The organism is Mesorhizobium sp. CA5 (genome assembly GCF_020165105.1).
Taxonomy (GTDB): Bacteria; Pseudomonadota; Alphaproteobacteria; order Rhizobiales; family Rhizobiaceae; genus Mesorhizobium.
The window spans coordinates 49,699-66,665 of the sequence record NZ_JAIUHJ010000024.1 but is presented as its reverse complement, the minus strand read 5'-3'; the positions used below and the strand labels follow the sequence as shown (position 1 = coordinate 66,665).

Below are 16,967 nucleotides of genomic sequence, written 5' to 3'. Positions count from 1 at the left end.
CATGTCGTTGCCGCAAAACCGCTGCGCACTTTAGCGCGACATGCATTAGCCTTGACTCCGCGGCCGATTTCCTGTCTAGAGCCGCTGAATTCCGCGACGAGTTTTCTTTCGCGAAAGCCGACTAGGACGCCGAAGCCTGATTGAGGCGGGTGCTGTAAAGAGATCCTGGAGGCCAACACCCGGCAGCGCGATGCGCCCCCGGGTGCTTTTTGGCTTTGCGCTTTTGCTTGGCGACCCGGCGCGAACGCACTACCTCTCGGTCGAACCCCACCGAGATCAAGGACCGCAGATGTTTGAATCCCTCCAGGAGCGTCTTGGCTCCATCCTGAACGGCCTGACCGGCCGCGGCGCGCTCTCCGAGGCGGATGTCTCGGCGGCTTTGCGCGAGGTGCGCCGTGCGCTGCTCGAGGCCGATGTCGCGTTGGAAGTGGTTCGCTCCTTCACCGACAAGGTGCGCGAGAAGGCGGTCGGCGCCGCGGTGCTGAAGTCGATCAAGCCCGGACAGATGGTCGTCAAGATCGTCCATGACGAGCTGGTCGAGATGCTCGGCGCCGAGGGCGTAGCCGTCGACCTCAACGCGCCGGCGCCCGTGGTCGTCATGATGGTCGGCCTGCAGGGTTCCGGCAAGACGACCACCTCGGCCAAGATCGCCAAGCGGCTGACCGAGCGGCAGAACAAGAAGGTCCTGATGGCTTCGCTCGACACGCGGCGGCCCGCCGCGCAGGAGCAGCTGCGCCAACTCGGCGAGCAGACCAAGGTCGCGACGCTGCCGATCATCGCCGGCCAGAGCCCGGTCGATATCGCCAAGCGCGCCGTGCAGGCCGCCAGGCTCGGCGGCCATGACGTCGTCATCCTCGACACCGCCGGCCGCACCCATATCGACGAGCCGCTGATGGTCGAGATGGCCGACATCAAGAAGGTGTCGAGCCCGCACGAGATCCTGCTGGTCGCCGACTCGCTCACCGGCCAGGACGCCGTCAATCTGGCGAAAAGCTTCGACGAACGAGTCGGCATCACCGGCCTGGTGCTGACCCGCATGGACGGCGACGGCCGCGGCGGCGCGGCGCTGTCGATGCGCGCCGTCACCGGCAAGCCGATCAAGCTCATCGGCACCGGCGAAAAGATGGACGGGCTGGAGGAATTCCACCCCAAGCGCATCGCCGACCGCATCCTCGGCATGGGCGACATCGTCTCGCTCGTCGAGAAGGCCGCCGAAACCATCGACGCCGAGCAGGCGGCGGCGATGGCGAAAAAGATGCAGTCGGGCAAGTTCGACCTGAACGACCTTGCCCAGCAGCTTCAGCAGATGTCGAAGATGGGCGGCATGGGCGGCATCATGGGCATGATGCCCGGCATGGGCAAGATGAAGGATCAGCTGGCCGCCGCCGGCCTCGACGACAAGATGTTTGGCCGCCAGCTCGCCATCATCTCCTCGATGACCAAGGCCGAGCGCGCCAATCCCGATATCCTCAAGCACTCGCGCAAGAAGCGCATCGCCGCCGGCTCCGGCACCGACGCGGCCGAGATCAACAAGCTCTTGAAGATGCATCGCGGCATGGCCGACATGATGAAGGCGATGGGCGGCAAGGGCAAAGGCGGCGGCCTCATGCGCGGCATGATGGGCGGCCTCGCCTCGAAAATGGGCCTGGGCGGCATGATGCCCGGCGGCGGCATGCCCGACCTGTCAAAGATGGATCCCAAGCAGCTCGAAGCCCTGCAGAAGCAGGCGCAGGCCGCCGGCCTCGGCAAGGGCCTCCCCGGCGGGCTTCCCGGTGGCGGCGGACTGCCGGGCCTGCCCGGCGGCATGAAGCTTCCGGGTCTGCCGGGCCTGGGCGGCGGCGGGCTGCCCGGTTTGGGCAAGAAGAAGTGAAGGGGCGATGAACGAGGAGAAAGACATGGCCGATGCACGCGCCATCCTGGCCGGCTACCGCGCTTCGATCGACAATATCGACGCCGCCCTCATCCATATGCTGGCCGAACGCTTCCGCTGCACCAAGGCGGTCGGCGTTCTGAAGGCCGAGCATGGCCTGCCGCCCGCCGACCCGGCGCGCGAGCAGCAGCAGATCGCCCGTCTTCGCCAGCTGGCGAAGGATGCGCATCTCGACCCGGATTTCGCGGAGAAATTCCTCAACTTCGTCGTCCGCGAAGTGATCCGGCACCACGAACAGATCGCCGCTGCCAACGGCGTGACGAAAACCGGCTGAACCCAGCCGAAAACTCATCAACGAAATCAGAGCTTTTAGGAGACAAAGAAATGGCACTGAAGATCAGACTGGCCCGTGCGGGCTCGAAGAAGCGTCCTTACTACCACGTCGTTGTCGCCGACGCCCGTTCGCCGCGCGACGGCCGTTTCATCGAGTCGCTCGGCTCGTGGAACCCGCTGCTGCCGAAGGACGGCGAGCGCGTCAAGGTCGACGCCGACCGCGTCAAGCACTGGCTGTCGCATGGCGCCCAGCCGACCGACCGCGTGCTGCGCTTCCTCGACGAGGCCGGTATTGCCAAGCGCGAGGCCCGCTCGAACCCGAACAAGGCTCTGCCCGGCAAGAAGGCGCAGGAACGCGCTGCCTTGCTGAAGAAGGCCCAGGAAGACGCCGCTGCGGCGGCTGCCGCGGCGAGCGCCGCACCGGCCGAGGTTGAAGCGGCCAGCGCCGAGTAATCACGGTTCTTCGTCGCTTATGAAAACGGCGGGTATCGGCCCGCCGTTTTTCTTTGTTCGATTTTCGGTCCGATACCTCAATAGCCGGACGGGCAGCGCGCCACATAGACACGCCCGTAACGGTCGCGATAGCGGCACTGGCCGGCTTCGCTGGCATGGCCGATCAGCGCGCCGGCCACTGCGCCGACCGCGCCGCCCACGACCGCGCCCTGCACAGGGTCGCCCGCCACTGCGGCACCGACCGCCGCACCGCCCAGGCCACCGATCGCAGCACCCTTTTCCGTTTGCGAGCAGGCGCCAAGGGCCACCGTCAGCACCAGGATGGTAATTGCTTTCTTCATTGCTGTTCCTCTCTCAAGCGCCGTCCTCGCCGCCATGCCCTAAACTCACAAACAGCTAAATTGATCCCGGCAATGATGAAGATTGGCCGGCTAGGCGCCGGCCGGATTTACAGTACTGAACACCAACTCATTGAAATTTCGTGCTTTTCAGCGCTCCGCGAGGCGCTTCAGATTGCCGAGCCCGGCCTCGAAATCCTTGCCGATGAGCGTGTCGAAATTCATGAACAGGCCCATCAGCTTGGCGATGAAGGGCCTTGCCCCGCGCATTGCCCAGGTGACGGTCGTGCCCTCGCCGGACGGCGAAAGCGTGAAGTCGACACTGTTGTTGGCCCTGAACGGCTTTTCGAAGTCGAGCTTGAGCGACGCCAGCGATGACGGCACCGAACTCGTGATCTCCATGCGGCCCTTGCCGGCCTTGGAGTTGCCTTCCCAGGCATAGGCCGCGCCTTTGCCGCTTTCGGCGCCCGACAGCGTGCGCTTCATGCCGGGGTCGAGCTTTTCGAAGGGCGACCATTCGGGCCAGCGCCGGAAATCGTTGATCAGCGGGAAGATCGTCTCGGCCGGCGCCTTGATGCTGGCCGAACGCGTGACGACGAAATCGTTCGGCCGGGTCGCGGCATAGATCAGCACTGCGGCGACGATGACGACCAGGATGATGAGGATGGTGGCAAACATTTCTTTTGCTCCTCTATCGCGAGAACGGGATCAGCGCGCGCACCCTTTGGTCGCGCAGGTAGAGCCCGCCCCACACGATGATGCCGAGATAGACGCCGAACAAGGTGTGCGAGAAGAGCGGGTTGCCGATCCGCACATGCGTCGAAATCGCGCCGCCCATATAGGCGGTGAGCAGGATGGCGCCGAGCACCGAGGTGCGCGGGATGGCGTAGAGCGCAGTGGAGATCAGCCCGATAACCCCGATCAGGCGCGCGACATTGGCGTCGGCCGGCCAGCCGAGTTCGGTCATCGTCCGGGTGACAACATCCAGCGGCGGCAGCTTGATGACGCCGTCGAAAATCATGAACAGGATGACGGCGGCGCTAAGCCCGCGCCCGGTCCACAGGGCGCCGTTCGAGACAGGCGCGGCTTCGGAAATGCTCACGGATGTTCCCTCCTGTTGATTCAAGGGCTGGCTTTCTGCCAGCTTCGAACCAAGGACGGAGAAACGCGCGGCGATTCTACGGGTAGGGTGCGCTTTTTTCAAAAGCGTGGTTCAGTGCGTGGAACGGAAGGTGGCACGATGACCGGCGAGACCGACCTGGGCAGGCTGTTGGCTTCGATGACGCCGCAACTGCTCGCCGGAACCTACGTCTTCGCTACGCTGGCGCCGGACGCGGCCATGCCGGATGGGCTCGATCCCGTCATGCAATTCCGCGAGCACGAAGGTTTGACCCTGATCGTCGCGGAAGACGCAGCGAAAGCAGCCGGCCTTGCCGGCACGTTCCGCAGCCGGATGATCACGCTCGACATCCACTCCTCGCTGGAAGCCGTCGGCTTCCTCGCCGCCATCACCACGCGGCTCGCGGCGGCAGGCATGGGCGTCAATCCGGTGTCGGCCTTCTATCACGACCATCTGTTCGTGCCGGCGGAGCGGGCGGAGGAAGCGCTGGCGATATTGCGCGGCCTGGCGGTGGAAAGCGGCAGCTTGGCTCAGCGACCGCGCACGTAAAGAATATCCGGCAGCCCTTCCTCATTGGTCGAGCCGTCGCCGAAGGCTTCGGCGCGAAAACCGTGGCGTTCGTAGAAGCGGCGCGCGCCGGTATTGGCCTGAAAGCAATAAAGCTTGATCAGAGACATGCCGCCGGTGGCTTGGGCAAGCAGCCGGCTGCCGATGCCTTGTCCAGTCCAGGCCGGATCAAGATAGAGCTGCTCGACCCATTCGCCCTTGGCGGCGATGAAGCCGACGATGCATTCGGCGGTCTCGGCGACCGTCACTTGCTGCTTGGGCAGCAGGATATCGCGGATGAAGAACAGGTCCTCCTCCGGCGTGTGCAACACCGGCATCCAGTCGAATGCATCGAGCGACGCGCGCATCAGCTGCGCGATGGCGGGGGCGTCGGAAGCGAAGGCCGGACGCAGGAGGATATCTGAGGGCTCTGGACCGATCATGAGGGCCTAGCGCGGTTCCCCCTTCTCCCCTTGTGGGAGAAGGTGGATCGGCGCGACAGCGCCGAGACGGATGAGGGGTGTTCCAGCGGAGTGAGACGTCAGCGTTCCCTGGAACACCCCTCATCCGTCGCCTTCGGCGACACCTTCTCCCACAAGGGGAGAAGGAAGAACCGCCACGGCCGAAGGCCGAGCCTGCGACTGCGGGCCGCCGGTCGTCCGGCGCGCCCGCGCAGGGCCAGCCGCGGCAGCGGCGGTGCGGCCCGTGAGCGAAAACCAAACGCCCGAAGGCCGAGCCTGCGACCGCAGGCCGCCGGTCGTCCGGCGCGCCCACGCAGGGCCAGCCGCGGCAGCGGCGGTGCGGCCCGTGAGCGAAAACAAACTGCCGTCAGGCCGCCTTCTTCTTCGGCTGGATCAGGCCGCGCTCGACCAGGAGTTCGGCGATCTGCACGGCGTTCAGCGCCGCGCCCTTGCGCAGGTTGTCGGAGACCACCCACATCGACAGGCCGTTGTCGACGGTCGAATCCTCGCGGATCCGCGAGATGAAGGTGGCGTCCTCGCCGGCCGATTCCAGCGGCGTGATGTAGCCGCCGTTCTCTCGCTTGTCGAGCACCTGGCATCCGGGCGCCTCGCGCAGGATCTCGCGCGCCTCATCCGCCGTGATCGGCTTCTCGAACTCAATGTTGACCGCTTCCGAATGACCGATGAACACCGGCACGCGCACGCAGGTCGCCGTCAGCTTGATCTTGGGGTCGAGCATCTTCTTGGTCTCGGCCACCATCTTCCACTCTTCCTTGGTGAAACCATCGTCGAGGAAGACGTCGATATGCGGGATGACGTTGAAGGCGATGCGCTTGGTGAACTTCTTGACGTCGACCTGATCGGCGACGAACACCGCGCGGGTCTGCGTGAAGAGCTCGTCCATGCCTTCCTTGCCGGCACCGGACACCGACTGGTAGGTGGCGACGACGACGCGCTTGATGGTGGCGACGTCATGCAGCGGCTTTAGCGCGACCACCAGCTGCGCCGTCGAGCAGTTCGGGTTGGCGATGATGTTCTTGCGCGTGAACAGCGAGATCGCGTCCGGGTTCACTTCCGGCACGATCAGCGGCACGTCCTGATCGTAGCGGAAGGCCGACGAATTATCGATGACGACGCAGCCCTGCTTGCCGATCTTCGGCGACCATTCCTTCGACACGTTGCCGCCCGCCGACATCACGCAGATGTCGGTGTCGGAAAAATCGTATTGATCAAGCGCCTTGACCTTCAGCGTGCGGTCGCCGAAGGACACTTCGGTGCCCTGGCTGCGCCGCGACGCCAGCGCCACCACCTCGCTCACCGGGAAGCCGCGCTCGTCCAGAATGTTGAGCATTTCGCGGCCCACATTGCCCGTGGCGCCGACTACCGCAACCTTGAAACTCATCTGGTATCTCCTGTCCCTCTCCGCTTGGTTGTTGGAGAAAACCCGCCGGCCTCATGCGGGTTTCGCCCCCCGGGCCGTACCCGGGAGAGGGTGGTTAGGCCAAGGGAATCACACCGTTTTGGTGGTGGTTTTGGCCGTAGTTTTGCTGAAACGGACGGACGCGTCTAAGCGCCCAGCCCAATGCGTTACATTGTGGCTGGGGGAGTCGAATGCAAGAAGAGCCATCGAAAGGCCGCGCATCGGAAAACCATCCCGTTCGACGCGGGCTTTTACGCAGTTTGGCAAAAGAGTCAATTGGCGTAGCGCCTCTACCTTCTCCCCTTGTGGGAGAAGGTGGATCGGCGCGCGGCGCCGAGACGGATGAGGGGTGTTCCAGCAGAGTGAGGCGTTGGCTTTCCCTGGAACACCCTTCATCCGGCCGCTTCGCGGCCACCTTCTCCCACAAGGGGAGAAGGGAAAGGCGGTGCCGTCTGCTCTGTACAACGGCGGCTGTAGCAAGTACGAACGGCCCAAATTTCGTTTGGCTGACGCAGTGCCGGCCTTGTGCTCCAATGGCGAGCGCAGAACCTCGAATTCCGAAAGAAGAAAATGTCCAGTTTCGAAACGATTGTTCCTGCGCTGGCTCAGGCGCTGGAAAAGCGCGGTTATTCGGCGCTGACGCCGGTGCAGAAGGCGGTGCTTGGGCCGGAGCTCGGCGAGGCCGACGCGCTGGTTTCGGCGCAGACCGGCTCCGGCAAGACCGTCGCCTTCGGCCTTGCCGTGGCGCCGACCCTGCTTGGCGACGCTCAGCATTTCGCCGCTGCCGGCGCGCCGCTCGGCCTGGTCGTGGCGCCGACGCGCGAGCTGGCGCTGCAGGTGCGGCGCGAGCTGGAATGGCTCTACGAGCTGACCGGCGCTGAGATCGCCTCCTGCGTCGGCGGCATGGACATGCGCACCGAGCGCCGCGCGCTGGAACGCGGCGCTCATATTGTCGTCGGCACGCCGGGTCGGCTGCGCGACCACATCACGCGCGGCGCGCTGGGCATGTCGGCGCTGAAAGCGGTGGTGCTCGACGAGGCCGACGAGATGCTCGATCTCGGCTTCCGCGAGGACCTGGAATTCATTCTCGACGCGGCGCCCGCCGGGCACCGCACGCTGATGTTTTCCGCCACCGTGCCGCGCTCCATCGCCACGCTGGCGAAGAGTTACCAGCGCGACGCCGTGCGCATCTCGGCCGGCGGCGGGGAAAAGCAGCATCTCGACATCGAGTACCGGGCGCTTTCGGTCGCGCCCGCCGATCGCGAGAACGCCATCATCAACGTGCTGCGCTATTACGAGGCGGGCAATGCGATGGTGTTCTGCAATACGCGTGCCGCCGTCAACCATCTCACAGCGCGTTTCAACAACCGCAATTTTGCGGTGGTGGCGCTCTCCGGCGAGCTCAGCCAGAACGAGCGCAGCCACGCCCTGCAGGCAATGCGCGACGGCCGAGCCAAAGTCTGCATCGCCACGGACGTCGCCGCGCGCGGCATCGACCTGCCCAATCTCGATCTCGTCATCCATGCCGACCTGCCGAGCAATCCGGAGACGCTGCTGCATCGCAGCGGCCGCACCGGACGCGCCGGCCGTAAGGGCGTCAGCGCGCTGATCGTGCCGGGCAATGCGCGCCGGCGCACCGAGCGGCTGCTCGCCAATGCCGGCCTGACCGCGGCCTGGGCGAGCCCTCCCTCAGCCGACGAGGTGCTGCGGCGCGACGACGAGCGCATCCTGGCCGATCCTTCCTTCGGCGAGCCGGTGAAGGACGAGGAGCGCAACTTCGCCGCGGCGCTCCTGGAACGGCACGGCGCCGAGCTGGTGGCCGCCGCCTTCGTGCGGCTTTGCCGTGCAAGCCGCTCGGCGCCTGAGGACCTGATCGATGTCGCGCCCTTCGCGCCATCAAAGGAGAAGTTCGCACGCCGCGAAGAAACATCGGGCCGCGGGGAAGAAACATCGGGCCGCCGCGACGATTTCGGCGATAGCGTCTGGTTCTCGCTCTCGGTTGGCCGCCGGCAGAATGCCGAGCCGCGTTGGCTGATCCCGATGCTGTGCCGCACCGCCGGCATGTCCAAGCGCGAGATCGGCGCCATCAAGATGCAGCCGGAGGAAACCTTCGTGCAGATCGCCGCCGACTGGGCCGACCGGTTCGTCGCCGCGATCGGCCCCGACCGCAAGCTGCAAGGCAGTATCGCGGTCAGGCGGATCGACGGCACGCCGGACCTGTCGCGCGCCGGCTACCAGCCACAGAGGCCGGAGAAAAAGCCGCATCGCGGCAAACGGTCTTTCGACCAGGGCGCGCCCGGATTCGAGAAGCGGGCGCCAGGCGAGCGTCAGCCTGCCGCGGCGCCCGGGTCAAAATCCTGGGCGAAGAAGCCGGCAAAGGCGAAGTTCGACAAGCCAAAGTTCGAGGGGCCGAAACCCGACCAGCCGGCAAAGCGCAAGAAGCAGAAGAAGCGGCCAGCGTAGGATCGCGACGGAAGGCGGAGGCAGGCCCGCGGCGAGCGCCGGCGTTCTTTTCAGCGGCAAATCGCAACCTCCGAGATCGGCCGAAGCGTCCGAACTTCGTCATCCACGGGCGGAGCGGGAGCGAAGCGGACGCGTAGACCCGATCCATTCCGTGACCTCGCACGAAGGATAAAGGCGGTGCAGAACGAGAGTTTTCTGCACCGCTGCGACGCTTGGAGGTCACGGAATCTATGGTCTGCGCCGCGCCGCTTCGCTCCTTGCTCCGCCATAGAATGACGAAGGCGTGGGCTGCGCAATGTCAACCCTCGCCCAGCGAATGTCGACGGTCATACGATCATCCCAGGAACTTGGCGATGATGGCGTCGCCCATCTCGGTGGTGCCGACTTCCTTCATGCCGGCCGAGAAAATGTCCTTGGTGCGCAGGCCGTCGTCGAGCACGGCGGCGATCGACGCTTCGAGCTTGTCGGCCTCGGCGACCATGCCGAAGGAATAGCGCAGGCACATGGCGAAGGACGCGATCATGGCGATCGGGTTGGCGATGCCTTTGCCGGCGATGTCGGGCGCCGAGCCGTGCACCGGCTCGTAGAGCGCCTTGCGCTTCTTGGTCTTGGCATCCGGCGCGCCGAGCGAGGCCGAAGGCAGCATGCCGATCGAGCCGGTAAGCATGGCGGCGATGTCGGAGAGCATGTCGCCGAACAGATTGTCGGTGACGATGACGTCGAACTGTTTTGGCCAGCGCACCAGCTGCATGCCGCCGGCATCGGCCAGCATATGGTCGAGCTTGACGTCGGAATAGCGCGCCTTGTGGGTCTGCGAGACGACCTCGTTCCACAAAACGCCCGACTTCATGACGTTGCGCTTTTCCATCGAGGTGACGTGGTTCTTGCGCGTGCGCGCCAGCTCGAAGGCAACGCCCGAAATGCGCTCGATCTCGAACGTGTCGTAGACCTGGGTGTCGATGCCGCGCTTCTGGCCGTTGCCGAGATCGATGATCTGCTTCGGCTCGCCGAAATAGACGCCGCCGGTCAGCTCGCGCACGATCAATATGTCGAGGCCCTCGACCACCTCCTGCTTGAGCGAGGAGGAAGCGGCCAGCGCCGGGTAGCAGATCGCGGGCCTGAGATTGGCGAACAGCTCCATATCCTTGCGCAGGCGCAAGAGCCCTGCCTCGGGGCGCACCTCGTAAGGCACGGCATCCCATTTCGGCCCGCCGACGGCGCCGAACAGCACGGCGTCCGCCGCCATCGCCTTGGCCATGTCGGCGTCGGAGATCGCCGCGCCATGCGCATCGTAGGCGCAGCCGCCGACCAGTCCTTCGTCGGTAACAAAGCCGCTGCCCAGCCTGTCGTTCATGGCCTTGATCAGCTTCTTCACCTCGGCCATGGCCTCGGGGCCGATGCCGTCGCCGGCGAGCAGGAAGAGATTTTTCGAAGCCATGGAGAACCATCCCAATAGTATCTGGTGAAACCGCGGCCTTGCTAAACGCCAAGTGATTGCGGCGCAAGGGGATGTCTCGAAGCTTGGTTTCCTCGCCCCCGCCAGAGGCGGGGGAGAGGTGTCCGCGAAGCGGACGGAGAGGGGGCCTTCGTAGGGCGCTCCCCTCTCCGTCTCGGCTTCGCCGAGCCACCTCTCCCCACTTCGTGGGGCGAGGAACCCCAGCTACCGATGCTCCAAAATATTCACCAGCCTGCCGAACGGATCGCGCACATAGAAGCGCCGCACGCCCCAGGGCTCGTCGGCCGGGCCGTATTCGACGGCGAAGCCGGCGGCCTTCATTGCGTCGAGCGCCGCGTCCACATCGTCGACCTCGATCGACAGGTCCGGCACCGGCGTGCCGGATCCGCCTTGCGCCATGAAGCTCACCTGCACCTGCATCCGTTCCTCGGACCCGTAGGTGGCGATCCAACCCATATCCATGAGCAGATCAAGCCCGAGCACGTCCTGGTAAAAGCGCTTGGCCGCGGCAATGTCGGATGTGGCGATGTTGGCGACGATGCGCTCGACTTTCACCATAGGCTGACCCCTGCTTTGCGCGCTTCCCAGTGCCGGCAGCCTATGCCGTGCGCCTCAGCGCCGTCACCTCGATCTCGATCTTCATCTCCGGCTTGTTGAGCTGGCACACGATCATCGTCGCCGCCGGGCGGATGTCGCCGAACGCCTCGCCGAGGATCGGGAAGACGACATCAACGAAAGCCTGGTCGGTGATGTAGTAATGCGCCCGCACCACATCGGCCATGTCGAAGCCGCCCTCGGCGAGCGCCTTGGCGATGGTGGCGAGGCAATTGCGCGTCTGCGCCTCGACCGTGTCGGGCATGGTCATGGTGACATAATCGTATCCCGTCGTGCCGGAGACGAAGCACCAGTCGCCCTGCACCACCGCGCGCGAATAGCCGGCGGTTTTCTCGAAGGGCGAACCGGTGGAGATGAGCTTGCGCATGGGGGCCTCGCGTTGGTTGCGCCCCCTCTAGCAGGGGAAGACGGGTCAGGTCGTGGGCCAAGCCGGGCGGACCGTTGTCAGGAAAGGTAAGCGCGACATGGGTGATTGGCCGAAGCCTCCCTCCGGTCGTCATTCCTGGGCGGAGCAAGGAGCGAAGCGACGCGCGCAGACCCTGGAATCCATGCCGTGACGTCGAAGCGCCGCAGCGTTTCAGAATTCTGCACCGTTTGCACCCTACGGCAACCGTCACGGCATGGATTCTAGGGTCTGCGCTCCGCTACGCGTCGCTCCGCCCTAGAATGACGAAGGCACGGATGGTCGCCCTAGTTCCCCTGCGCGTCGTCATACGCCTTCTTGATGTCGTCCGGCCAATCCTTCATCGACGGCCAGGCCTGCGGCTCGCCATTGTCGCCGCGGCGGGCGAAATAGACTTTCTGCTTGGCCGGGTCGAGCGCCATAAAGCCGTCATTGCCGCCGCAGTCATGCGGCACGCAGCCGGTGGCGTAGAAGGCGCCGGACGCCGTCTTTTCGGTGCCGCCGCCGACCAGAAGGCTGGTCGCCATGTCGGGCATGTCGTTGCCCAGCAACGCCTGTCCGGCCTTGTAGACGGCCTCGTTGTGGAAGGCGTCAATGATGTTGTCCAATTTCGACGGGTCGACATCCTTCCAGCCGGTGCCGGGCTCCGGCGTGTAGGTCAGGGTGCCGGAGGTCGTCAGCCCTTCCGTGGGCGACCATTGCAGCGCTGGCTTGGACTCGCCCGGCAGCAGATAGGGCACGAAATAGATGGCGCTGTCGGAGACTGCTGCCGGCGGCGCGCCGCATTCGTCCTGCTCGACCGTGGTGGTCTGGATCTCGCCGTCCTTCGGCTTCCAGACGATGACCTTGGCCGGCCCGCACTGGTTGCCGCCGTCACCGACATCGACCAGCGCCACGTTGACGTCGCCGATCTTGACGATCCTGTCGAAGAACACGTCGTAATTGCTGGCCAACTGCTTGCCGTCATAGGCAAGCACCCTTTCGCTGTCCTGCTCCGGCTGCGTGATGGTGAGCTGCCCGCCCTCGAACGGGATCGGCGCCTGCTTGTCGTCATCCGACGCGGCCTGGTCGTTGCCCTGGTCGGCCGCGCCTTGATCGGGCGCCGGCTGGTCGGACGCGGCGGGCGCCGGCTGCGTGGCCGGCGCGGTGGTCTGCGCATTGGCGCCGATCGTGGCGAGAAGGATTGCCACCGATGCGCAAGCGCCGGCCAGAAGCAAGCGTGTCATGACTGTCCCTCCATTCAGCCGCCACCAACCCGGCCTGCCATGGCCAGGGCCTATCGGTATAGCTTAGGTGCTCAGGCCCAGGGGCGCAGCTCGGCGTTCTTCTTCTCGAAGGACGCGATGGCGCCGGCCTTCTCCATGGTCAGCCCGATGTCGTCGAGGCCGTTCAAGAGGCAGTGGCGCTTGAAGTCGTCGAGGTCGAATTTGACCACGCCGCCGTCCGGCCCACGAATTTCCTTGGCTTCCAGATCGATCGACAGCGTCGCGTTGGAGCCGCGCGAAGCGTCGTCCATCAGCTTGTCGAGGTCTTCCGGGCTGACCGTGATCGGCAGGATGCCGTTCTTGAAGCAGTTGTTGTAGAAGATGTCGGCGAAAGAGGTCGAGATCACGCAGCGGATGCCGAAATCGAGCAGCGCCCAGGGCGCATGCTCGCGGCTCGAGCCGCAGCCGAAATTGTCGCCGGCCACCAGGATCTGCGCCTTGCGGTAGGCCGGCTTGTTGAGCACGAAATCCGGGTTCTCCGAACCGTCCTCATTGTAGCGCATCTCCGCGAACAGGCCGGTGCCGAGCCCGGTGCGCTTGATCGTCTTGAGATAATCCTTCGGGATGATCATGTCGGTGTCGACATTGACGATCGGCATGGGCGCGGCGACGCCGGTGAGCTTGGTGAATTTATCCATGGTCCTTGCCCGTCTTCTTCGTGGCTTGCGGGGAATTTTGCCGGACGGTTTACACAAAGCCGGCGGCAAATGAAAGGCAACTGTTCGTGCGCAGGCCTTGGGCCAATGTCGAGCATGGCATGCGCGCCGGAGCTGGAACACCTCAAAAAACGGCTTCGAAATCCTGGCCGGCTGGTGCAATCTGCGGCCATGGCCGATCCTTCAAAAGTCCTTTACGCCAGCGAGCCTGCCCTCGACGTCGCCGAATTCCGCCGCGTGCTGGTCGAATCCGGTCTCGGTGAAACACGGCCCGTCGACGATGAAGCGCGCCTGAAGATAATGCTCGGCAATGCCAATCTGGTGCTGACAGCGCGGCTCGACATCGAAGGCAAGCCGCTGATCGGCGTCGCGCGCGGCGTCACCGATTTTTCCTGGGTCTGCTACATCTCCGAGCTCGCCGTCTCCAAGACGGCGCAAGGACTCGGCGTCGGCAAGGGCCTGATGGACGAAGCACAGCGCCACCTTGGCCCTTCGGTCGCCATCAGCCTGATCTCGATGCCCAATGCCGTCGGCTTCTACGAGCGCATCGGCATGACGCGCATGACCGACGCGTTCTGGTTCTCCCGCAAGCGCTGACCTGAACCGCCGCCGATATCGGAGCCGATTTCTGCTTGGAATCGGCGAGCCAGATCGACCCCCACTCCGTCGAGCTTCGCTCGACACCTCTCCCCCGATCGACGGGGGAGAGGAACGGTGCGAGTTCGCCGACCCTGGCTCCCTTCCTCTCCCTCCGGAGGGGGGAGAGGTGGCGCTGCGAAGCAGCGACGGAGTGGGGGAAGGCGCTGCTCAAAATCGAAGCCGCCCCAAGACAAGTACAATCCGGCAAGAAAACTCAGGCAATCAGCAATCAGGCGGAGAATATTTTCGCCACCGCTTGACATGCAACCAGATGGTTGCATATTAAAGTCATGAGCATGGATGCCGTCTTTCGCGCTTTGGCCGACCCGACCCGCCGGCAATTGCTGGACAGCCTCCATGCCCGGAACGGGCAGACGCTGAACGCGCTCTGCGAGCACATGGAGATGACGCGCCAGGCGGTGACCAAGCACCTGGCGATCCTCGAGGAGGCGAACCTCGTCACCACCATGCGCCGAGGCCGCGAGAAGGAGCACTACCTCAACCCCGTTCCGATCAACGAGATCGCCGAGCGCTGGATCGGCAAGTTCGAGCGGGGGCGGCTTGCCGCTCTCAGCGACCTGAAGCAACGCCTTGAAAGGGAAGAGCCGTGAGCGAGAACAGTTTTGTCTATGTCACCTACATCCGCACCACGCCTGAAAAACTCTGGCAGGCGCTGACTGACCCGGAATTCAACCGGCGGTTCTTCCTCAGCTCCTACCAGGAGAGCGACTGGAAGGTCGGCTCGAGCTGGAAACTGGTCTTCCCCGACGGCCGCATCGCCGATTCCGGCGAGATCCTCGAGATCGACCCGCCGCGGCGTCTGGTGATCAAATGGCGCAACGAATGGATGCCCGAGGTGAAGGAGGACGGCTACACCCGCTGCACCTTCACCATCGAGCCCGACGGCGAATTGATGAAGCTCGCCGTCACCCACGAGGCCGACGGCCCGCACAGGCTGATCCAGAACGTCGCCAAGGGCTGGCCGCTGGTGCTGGCGAGCCTCAAGAGCCTGCTCGAGACCGGCAAGGGTTTCGAGCGCCCGCCGTCAAAAGGGTAAAGTTCGTTTCGGACACGAGACAATTGCCGGCAGAGGTGGATTCGATGCTTCAATTATCCTTGCCGCAAGCCATGGCGAATGCGGACACGGTCATGGCCTCGGCCGAGCTTCCCGCCTCGCCGGACGAAGTTGGCGCGGCGCTGATAACCAGCGAGGTCGAGCGCTGGTGGGGTTCGCCCGAAACTTACCGCATGACCGGCTGGAACGCCGATCTGCGCGTCGGCGGAAGCTGGCGTGTCACGGTGCGAACCGCCGACGGCAGGCGCCTGCCCGCCGGCGGAGAGTTTCTCGAGATCGAAATGCCGCGCCGGATCGTGCAGACGCAGCGCTACGACTGGGACCATCCGGCGCTCGGCCGGCGCGAAACGACCCTCGCCTATCTGCTGGAGCCGATCGCCGGCGGCACGCGGCTCACCATCTGCCATGGCGGCTTCGCAGGTTTCCCGGACGCCGCCGCGGAACATGCCGAAGGCTGGGCGCGGGTGCTTGGGTGGCTGCAAACATATTTTAGTGACGGACGGCAGGCGGCTTAGCGCCACCTTCTCCCCTTCTTGTGGGAGAAGGTGGATCGGCGCGCAGCGCCGAGACGGATGAGGGGTGTTCCAGCGGAGTGAGAGGCTTGCTTTCCCTGGAGCACCCCTCATCCGTCGCCTTCGGCGACACCTTCTCCCACAAGGGGAGAAGGGGGAGCCCTCAAATCACGTTCAGCTCCCGGAACGCCCGTCCTTCTGCCACACGCTCATATCCAAATGCCGTACAGTCGATCGTCCGATACCCGCCATGCACGATGAGCTCGGCGATCGACTTCCCCACCGCCGGCGCCTGTTGCAGGCCGTGGCCGGAAAAGCCGTTGGCGAACAGGAAATTGTCGACCTCCGGATGCGGCCCGATCACCGCGTTCTGATCGAGCGTGTTGTAGTCGTAATGCCCGACCCAGGCGCGCATCGGCTTGATCGCCTCGAAGGCCGGGATGCGGGTGGCGAGCACCGGCCAGATCACCTCTTCGAACAGCGGCCAGTTAACCTCGAAATCCGTTGGATCGGGCGCATGATCGCCTTCCTCCGGCTCGGCGCCGCCGGTGATGTAGACCGAGCCTTCGGGCCGCACATAGATGCCGGACGGATCCACCAGCAGCGGCATGTCGGCGAATTTGTCGCGCGCTTCGAAGACGAAGACATTGCGCTTGCGCGGCTCGACCGGCAGCGCCAGCCCGGCCAAGGCGGCGACCTTGCCGGCATTCGGCCCGGCCGCGTTGACGACGATGCCGGCTTCCAGCGTCTCGCCATTGTCGAGGCTTACACTGGTGACGCGGTTGCCGTCCCGCGCGATGCCGGTGACGGAGGCGGTGATGAGATCGATCTTCTTGTCGCGCAGCGCCTTGCGGAACAACATCAGCATCGCATGCGCGTCGAACCAGCCTTCGCCGGTGCGGCCATAGGCGCCGGCGGCAATGCCTTCGGCCGATAGCCAGGAGAAACGCTGCGTCAGCTGGCCGGCATCCTCCAGCACAATGTCGGCGCCCTCGGCGACCTGCGTCTCGTGATTGGCCTTGAGGATCGGCAGCCCGGCCTCGCCGGCGAGGATGAGATAGCCGCCCTCGCGAAAGCCGATATCGGCATCGGCGCCGAAGGTTTCCTTCAGCCGCCGGAACAGTTTCAGCGTGAACTGCGACAGGCGGATGTTTTCAGGGATCGAGAATTGCTGGCGGATCGAGGCGCAGGACAAGGTCGTCGCCGCATGCGAGAATTGCGGATCGCGCTCGATCAGCGCGATCGAGCCGGTAAAGCCCTCCTCGCGCAAATAATAGGCGACCGAGGACCCGACGATGGCCCCGCCGATGATGACGATGTCGTAGCGCACGCTTTTGGTTCT

20 protein-coding genes are annotated in these 16,967 nt (G+C 64.8%); 9 read left to right on the top strand and 11 right to left on the bottom strand.

Going from position 1 to position 16,967, the window contains the following annotated elements:
* Window positions 1-289: 289 nt before the first annotated feature.
* From ffh to rpsP, 3 genes are read left to right on the top strand one after another with little or no spacing between them, the layout of a single operon-like run.
* Window positions 290-1,870, top strand: coding sequence for a signal recognition particle protein (gene ffh, locus LB529_RS25110; RefSeq protein WP_140634947.1), 1,581 nt, complete (start codon window positions 290-292; stop codon window positions 1,868-1,870).
* A 7-nt stretch (window positions 1,871-1,877) separates the two neighbouring features.
* Window positions 1,878-2,204: a chorismate mutase gene (locus tag LB529_RS25105; RefSeq protein WP_095770012.1), complete on the top strand. Its 327-nt coding sequence runs from the start codon at window positions 1,878-1,880 to the stop codon at window positions 2,202-2,204.
* Between the two features lie 50 nt (window positions 2,205-2,254).
* Entirely contained in the window at window positions 2,255-2,656 is a 402-nt protein-coding gene (rpsP, locus tag LB529_RS25100; RefSeq protein WP_095770013.1) for a 30S ribosomal protein S16, read from the top strand.
* Between the two features lie 77 nt (window positions 2,657-2,733).
* Here the strand turns inward: rpsP and LB529_RS25095 are convergent, their stop codons facing one another.
* The 3 genes from LB529_RS25095 to LB529_RS25085 all read right to left on the bottom strand — a co-directional run bounded on the left by LB529_RS25095 (window position 2,734) and on the right by LB529_RS25085 (window position 4,096).
* The gene (locus LB529_RS25095; RefSeq protein WP_095770014.1) at window positions 2,734-2,997 is read right to left on the bottom strand and encodes a YMGG-like glycine zipper-containing protein; all 264 of its coding nucleotides are present in this window, start codon (window positions 2,995-2,997) and stop codon (window positions 2,734-2,736) included.
* Between the two features lie 147 nt (window positions 2,998-3,144).
* Entirely contained in the window at window positions 3,145-3,672 is a 528-nt protein-coding gene (locus LB529_RS25090) for an SRPBCC family protein (protein ID WP_224712592.1), read from the bottom strand.
* A 13-nt stretch (window positions 3,673-3,685) separates the two neighbouring features.
* Entirely contained in the window at window positions 3,686-4,096 is a 411-nt protein-coding gene (locus LB529_RS25085; protein WP_224712591.1) for a DoxX family protein, read from the bottom strand.
* A 138-nt stretch (window positions 4,097-4,234) separates the two neighbouring features.
* On the opposite strand from LB529_RS25085, the gene LB529_RS25080 reads away from it, so the two are divergent.
* Entirely contained in the window at window positions 4,235-4,663 is a 429-nt protein-coding gene (locus LB529_RS25080) for an ACT domain-containing protein (RefSeq protein WP_095770017.1), read from the top strand.
* On the opposite strand, the gene LB529_RS25075 is transcribed toward LB529_RS25080, so the two are convergent.
* Entirely contained in the window at window positions 4,645-5,103 is a 459-nt protein-coding gene (locus LB529_RS25075; RefSeq protein WP_224712590.1) for a GNAT family N-acetyltransferase, read from the bottom strand. The genes LB529_RS25080 and LB529_RS25075 overlap by 19 nt on opposite strands.
* A gap of 385 nt (window positions 5,104-5,488) precedes the next feature.
* On the bottom strand, window positions 5,489-6,523 hold the full coding sequence (locus tag LB529_RS25070) for an aspartate-semialdehyde dehydrogenase (RefSeq protein WP_095770019.1): 1,035 nt from the start codon (window positions 6,521-6,523) through the stop codon (window positions 5,489-5,491).
* A 588-nt stretch (window positions 6,524-7,111) separates the two neighbouring features.
* On the opposite strand from LB529_RS25070, the gene LB529_RS25065 reads away from it, so the two are divergent.
* Window positions 7,112-9,004: a DEAD/DEAH box helicase gene (locus LB529_RS25065; RefSeq protein WP_224712589.1), complete on the top strand. Its 1,893-nt coding sequence runs from the start codon at window positions 7,112-7,114 to the stop codon at window positions 9,002-9,004.
* Window positions 9,005-9,338: 334 nt separating this feature from the next.
* Here LB529_RS25065 and leuB read toward each other — a convergent pair whose 3' ends face one another.
* The 5 genes from leuB to leuD form a co-directional block, all read right to left on the bottom strand.
* Window positions 9,339-10,442 carry a 3-isopropylmalate dehydrogenase gene (gene leuB, locus LB529_RS25060; protein ID WP_224712588.1) on the bottom strand — a complete coding sequence of 368 codons (1,104 nt, stop codon included), beginning with the start codon at window positions 10,440-10,442 and terminating at the stop codon, window positions 9,339-9,341.
* A gap of 222 nt (window positions 10,443-10,664) precedes the next feature.
* Entirely contained in the window at window positions 10,665-11,015 is a 351-nt protein-coding gene (locus tag LB529_RS25055; protein ID WP_224712610.1) for a VOC family protein, read from the bottom strand.
* Between the two features lie 43 nt (window positions 11,016-11,058).
* Window positions 11,059-11,442, bottom strand: a complete 384-nt coding sequence (locus tag LB529_RS25050; protein WP_224712587.1) for a RidA family protein — start codon at window positions 11,440-11,442, stop codon at window positions 11,059-11,061.
* A 323-nt stretch (window positions 11,443-11,765) separates the two neighbouring features.
* Window positions 11,766-12,704 (bottom strand): hypothetical protein, encoded by a 939-nt coding sequence (locus LB529_RS25045; RefSeq protein ID WP_224712586.1) that lies wholly within the window; start codon window positions 12,702-12,704, stop codon window positions 11,766-11,768.
* Window positions 12,705-12,775: 71 nt separating this feature from the next.
* Window positions 12,776-13,381 (bottom strand): 3-isopropylmalate dehydratase small subunit, encoded by a 606-nt coding sequence (gene leuD / locus LB529_RS25040; RefSeq protein ID WP_041000473.1) that lies wholly within the window; start codon window positions 13,379-13,381, stop codon window positions 12,776-12,778.
* A 189-nt stretch (window positions 13,382-13,570) separates the two neighbouring features.
* Between leuD and LB529_RS25035 the strand changes: the two genes are divergently transcribed.
* From LB529_RS25035 to LB529_RS25020, 4 genes are all read left to right on the top strand, one after another.
* Complete coding sequence (locus LB529_RS25035; protein ID WP_224712585.1) at window positions 13,571-13,996, top strand: GNAT family N-acetyltransferase; 426 nt, start codon at window positions 13,571-13,573, stop codon at window positions 13,994-13,996.
* A 332-nt stretch (window positions 13,997-14,328) separates the two neighbouring features.
* Window positions 14,329-14,649, top strand: coding sequence for an ArsR/SmtB family transcription factor (locus LB529_RS25030; RefSeq protein ID WP_095770025.1), 321 nt, complete (start codon window positions 14,329-14,331; stop codon window positions 14,647-14,649).
* Window positions 14,646-15,095: an SRPBCC family protein gene (locus LB529_RS25025; protein ID WP_224712584.1), complete on the top strand. Its 450-nt coding sequence runs from the start codon at window positions 14,646-14,648 to the stop codon at window positions 15,093-15,095. The genes LB529_RS25030 and LB529_RS25025 overlap by 4 nt, the downstream gene beginning before the upstream one ends.
* A 44-nt stretch (window positions 15,096-15,139) precedes the next feature.
* Window positions 15,140-15,628: an SRPBCC domain-containing protein gene (locus LB529_RS25020; protein WP_224638185.1), complete on the top strand. Its 489-nt coding sequence runs from the start codon at window positions 15,140-15,142 to the stop codon at window positions 15,626-15,628.
* 160 nt (window positions 15,629-15,788) lie between these two features.
* On the opposite strand, the gene LB529_RS25015 is transcribed toward LB529_RS25020, so the two are convergent.
* Complete coding sequence (locus tag LB529_RS25015; RefSeq protein ID WP_224712583.1) at window positions 15,789-16,955, bottom strand: NAD(P)/FAD-dependent oxidoreductase; 1,167 nt, start codon at window positions 16,953-16,955, stop codon at window positions 15,789-15,791.
* Between the last annotated feature and the right edge of the window lie 12 nt (window positions 16,956-16,967).

Bases quoted from the DNA above. Each gene is read 5' to 3' on its own strand.
- ffh (WP_140634947.1), top strand. From the start codon at position 290: ATGTTTGAATCCCTCCAGGAGCGTCTTGGCTCCATCCTGAACGGCCTG.
- LB529_RS25105 (WP_095770012.1), top strand. From the start codon at position 1,878: ATGAACGAGGAGAAAGACATGGCCGATGCACGCGCCATCCTGGCCGGC.
- rpsP (WP_095770013.1), top strand. From the start codon at position 2,255: ATGGCACTGAAGATCAGACTGGCCCGTGCGGGCTCGAAGAAGCGTCCT.
- LB529_RS25095 (WP_095770014.1), bottom strand. From the start codon at position 2,997: ATGAAGAAAGCAATTACCATCCTGGTGCTGACGGTGGCCCTTGGCGCC.
- LB529_RS25090 (WP_224712592.1), bottom strand. From the start codon at position 3,672: ATGTTTGCCACCATCCTCATCATCCTGGTCGTCATCGTCGCCGCAGTG.
- LB529_RS25080 (WP_095770017.1), top strand. From the start codon at position 4,235: ATGACCGGCGAGACCGACCTGGGCAGGCTGTTGGCTTCGATGACGCCG.
- LB529_RS25075 (WP_224712590.1), bottom strand. From the start codon at position 5,103: ATGATCGGTCCAGAGCCCTCAGATATCCTCCTGCGTCCGGCCTTCGCT.
- LB529_RS25070 (WP_095770019.1), bottom strand. From the start codon at position 6,523: ATGAGTTTCAAGGTTGCGGTAGTCGGCGCCACGGGCAATGTGGGCCGC.
- LB529_RS25065 (WP_224712589.1), top strand. From the start codon at position 7,112: ATGTCCAGTTTCGAAACGATTGTTCCTGCGCTGGCTCAGGCGCTGGAA.
- leuB (WP_224712588.1), bottom strand. From the start codon at position 10,442: ATGGCTTCGAAAAATCTCTTCCTGCTCGCCGGCGACGGCATCGGCCCC.
- LB529_RS25050 (WP_224712587.1), bottom strand. From the start codon at position 11,442: ATGCGCAAGCTCATCTCCACCGGTTCGCCCTTCGAGAAAACCGCCGGC.
- LB529_RS25045 (WP_224712586.1), bottom strand. From the start codon at position 12,704: ATGACACGCTTGCTTCTGGCCGGCGCTTGCGCATCGGTGGCAATCCTT.
- leuD (WP_041000473.1), bottom strand. From the start codon at position 13,381: ATGGATAAATTCACCAAGCTCACCGGCGTCGCCGCGCCCATGCCGATC.
- LB529_RS25035 (WP_224712585.1), top strand. From the start codon at position 13,571: ATGGCCGATCCTTCAAAAGTCCTTTACGCCAGCGAGCCTGCCCTCGAC.
- LB529_RS25030 (WP_095770025.1), top strand. From the start codon at position 14,329: ATGAGCATGGATGCCGTCTTTCGCGCTTTGGCCGACCCGACCCGCCGG.
- LB529_RS25020 (WP_224638185.1), top strand. From the start codon at position 15,140: ATGCTTCAATTATCCTTGCCGCAAGCCATGGCGAATGCGGACACGGTC.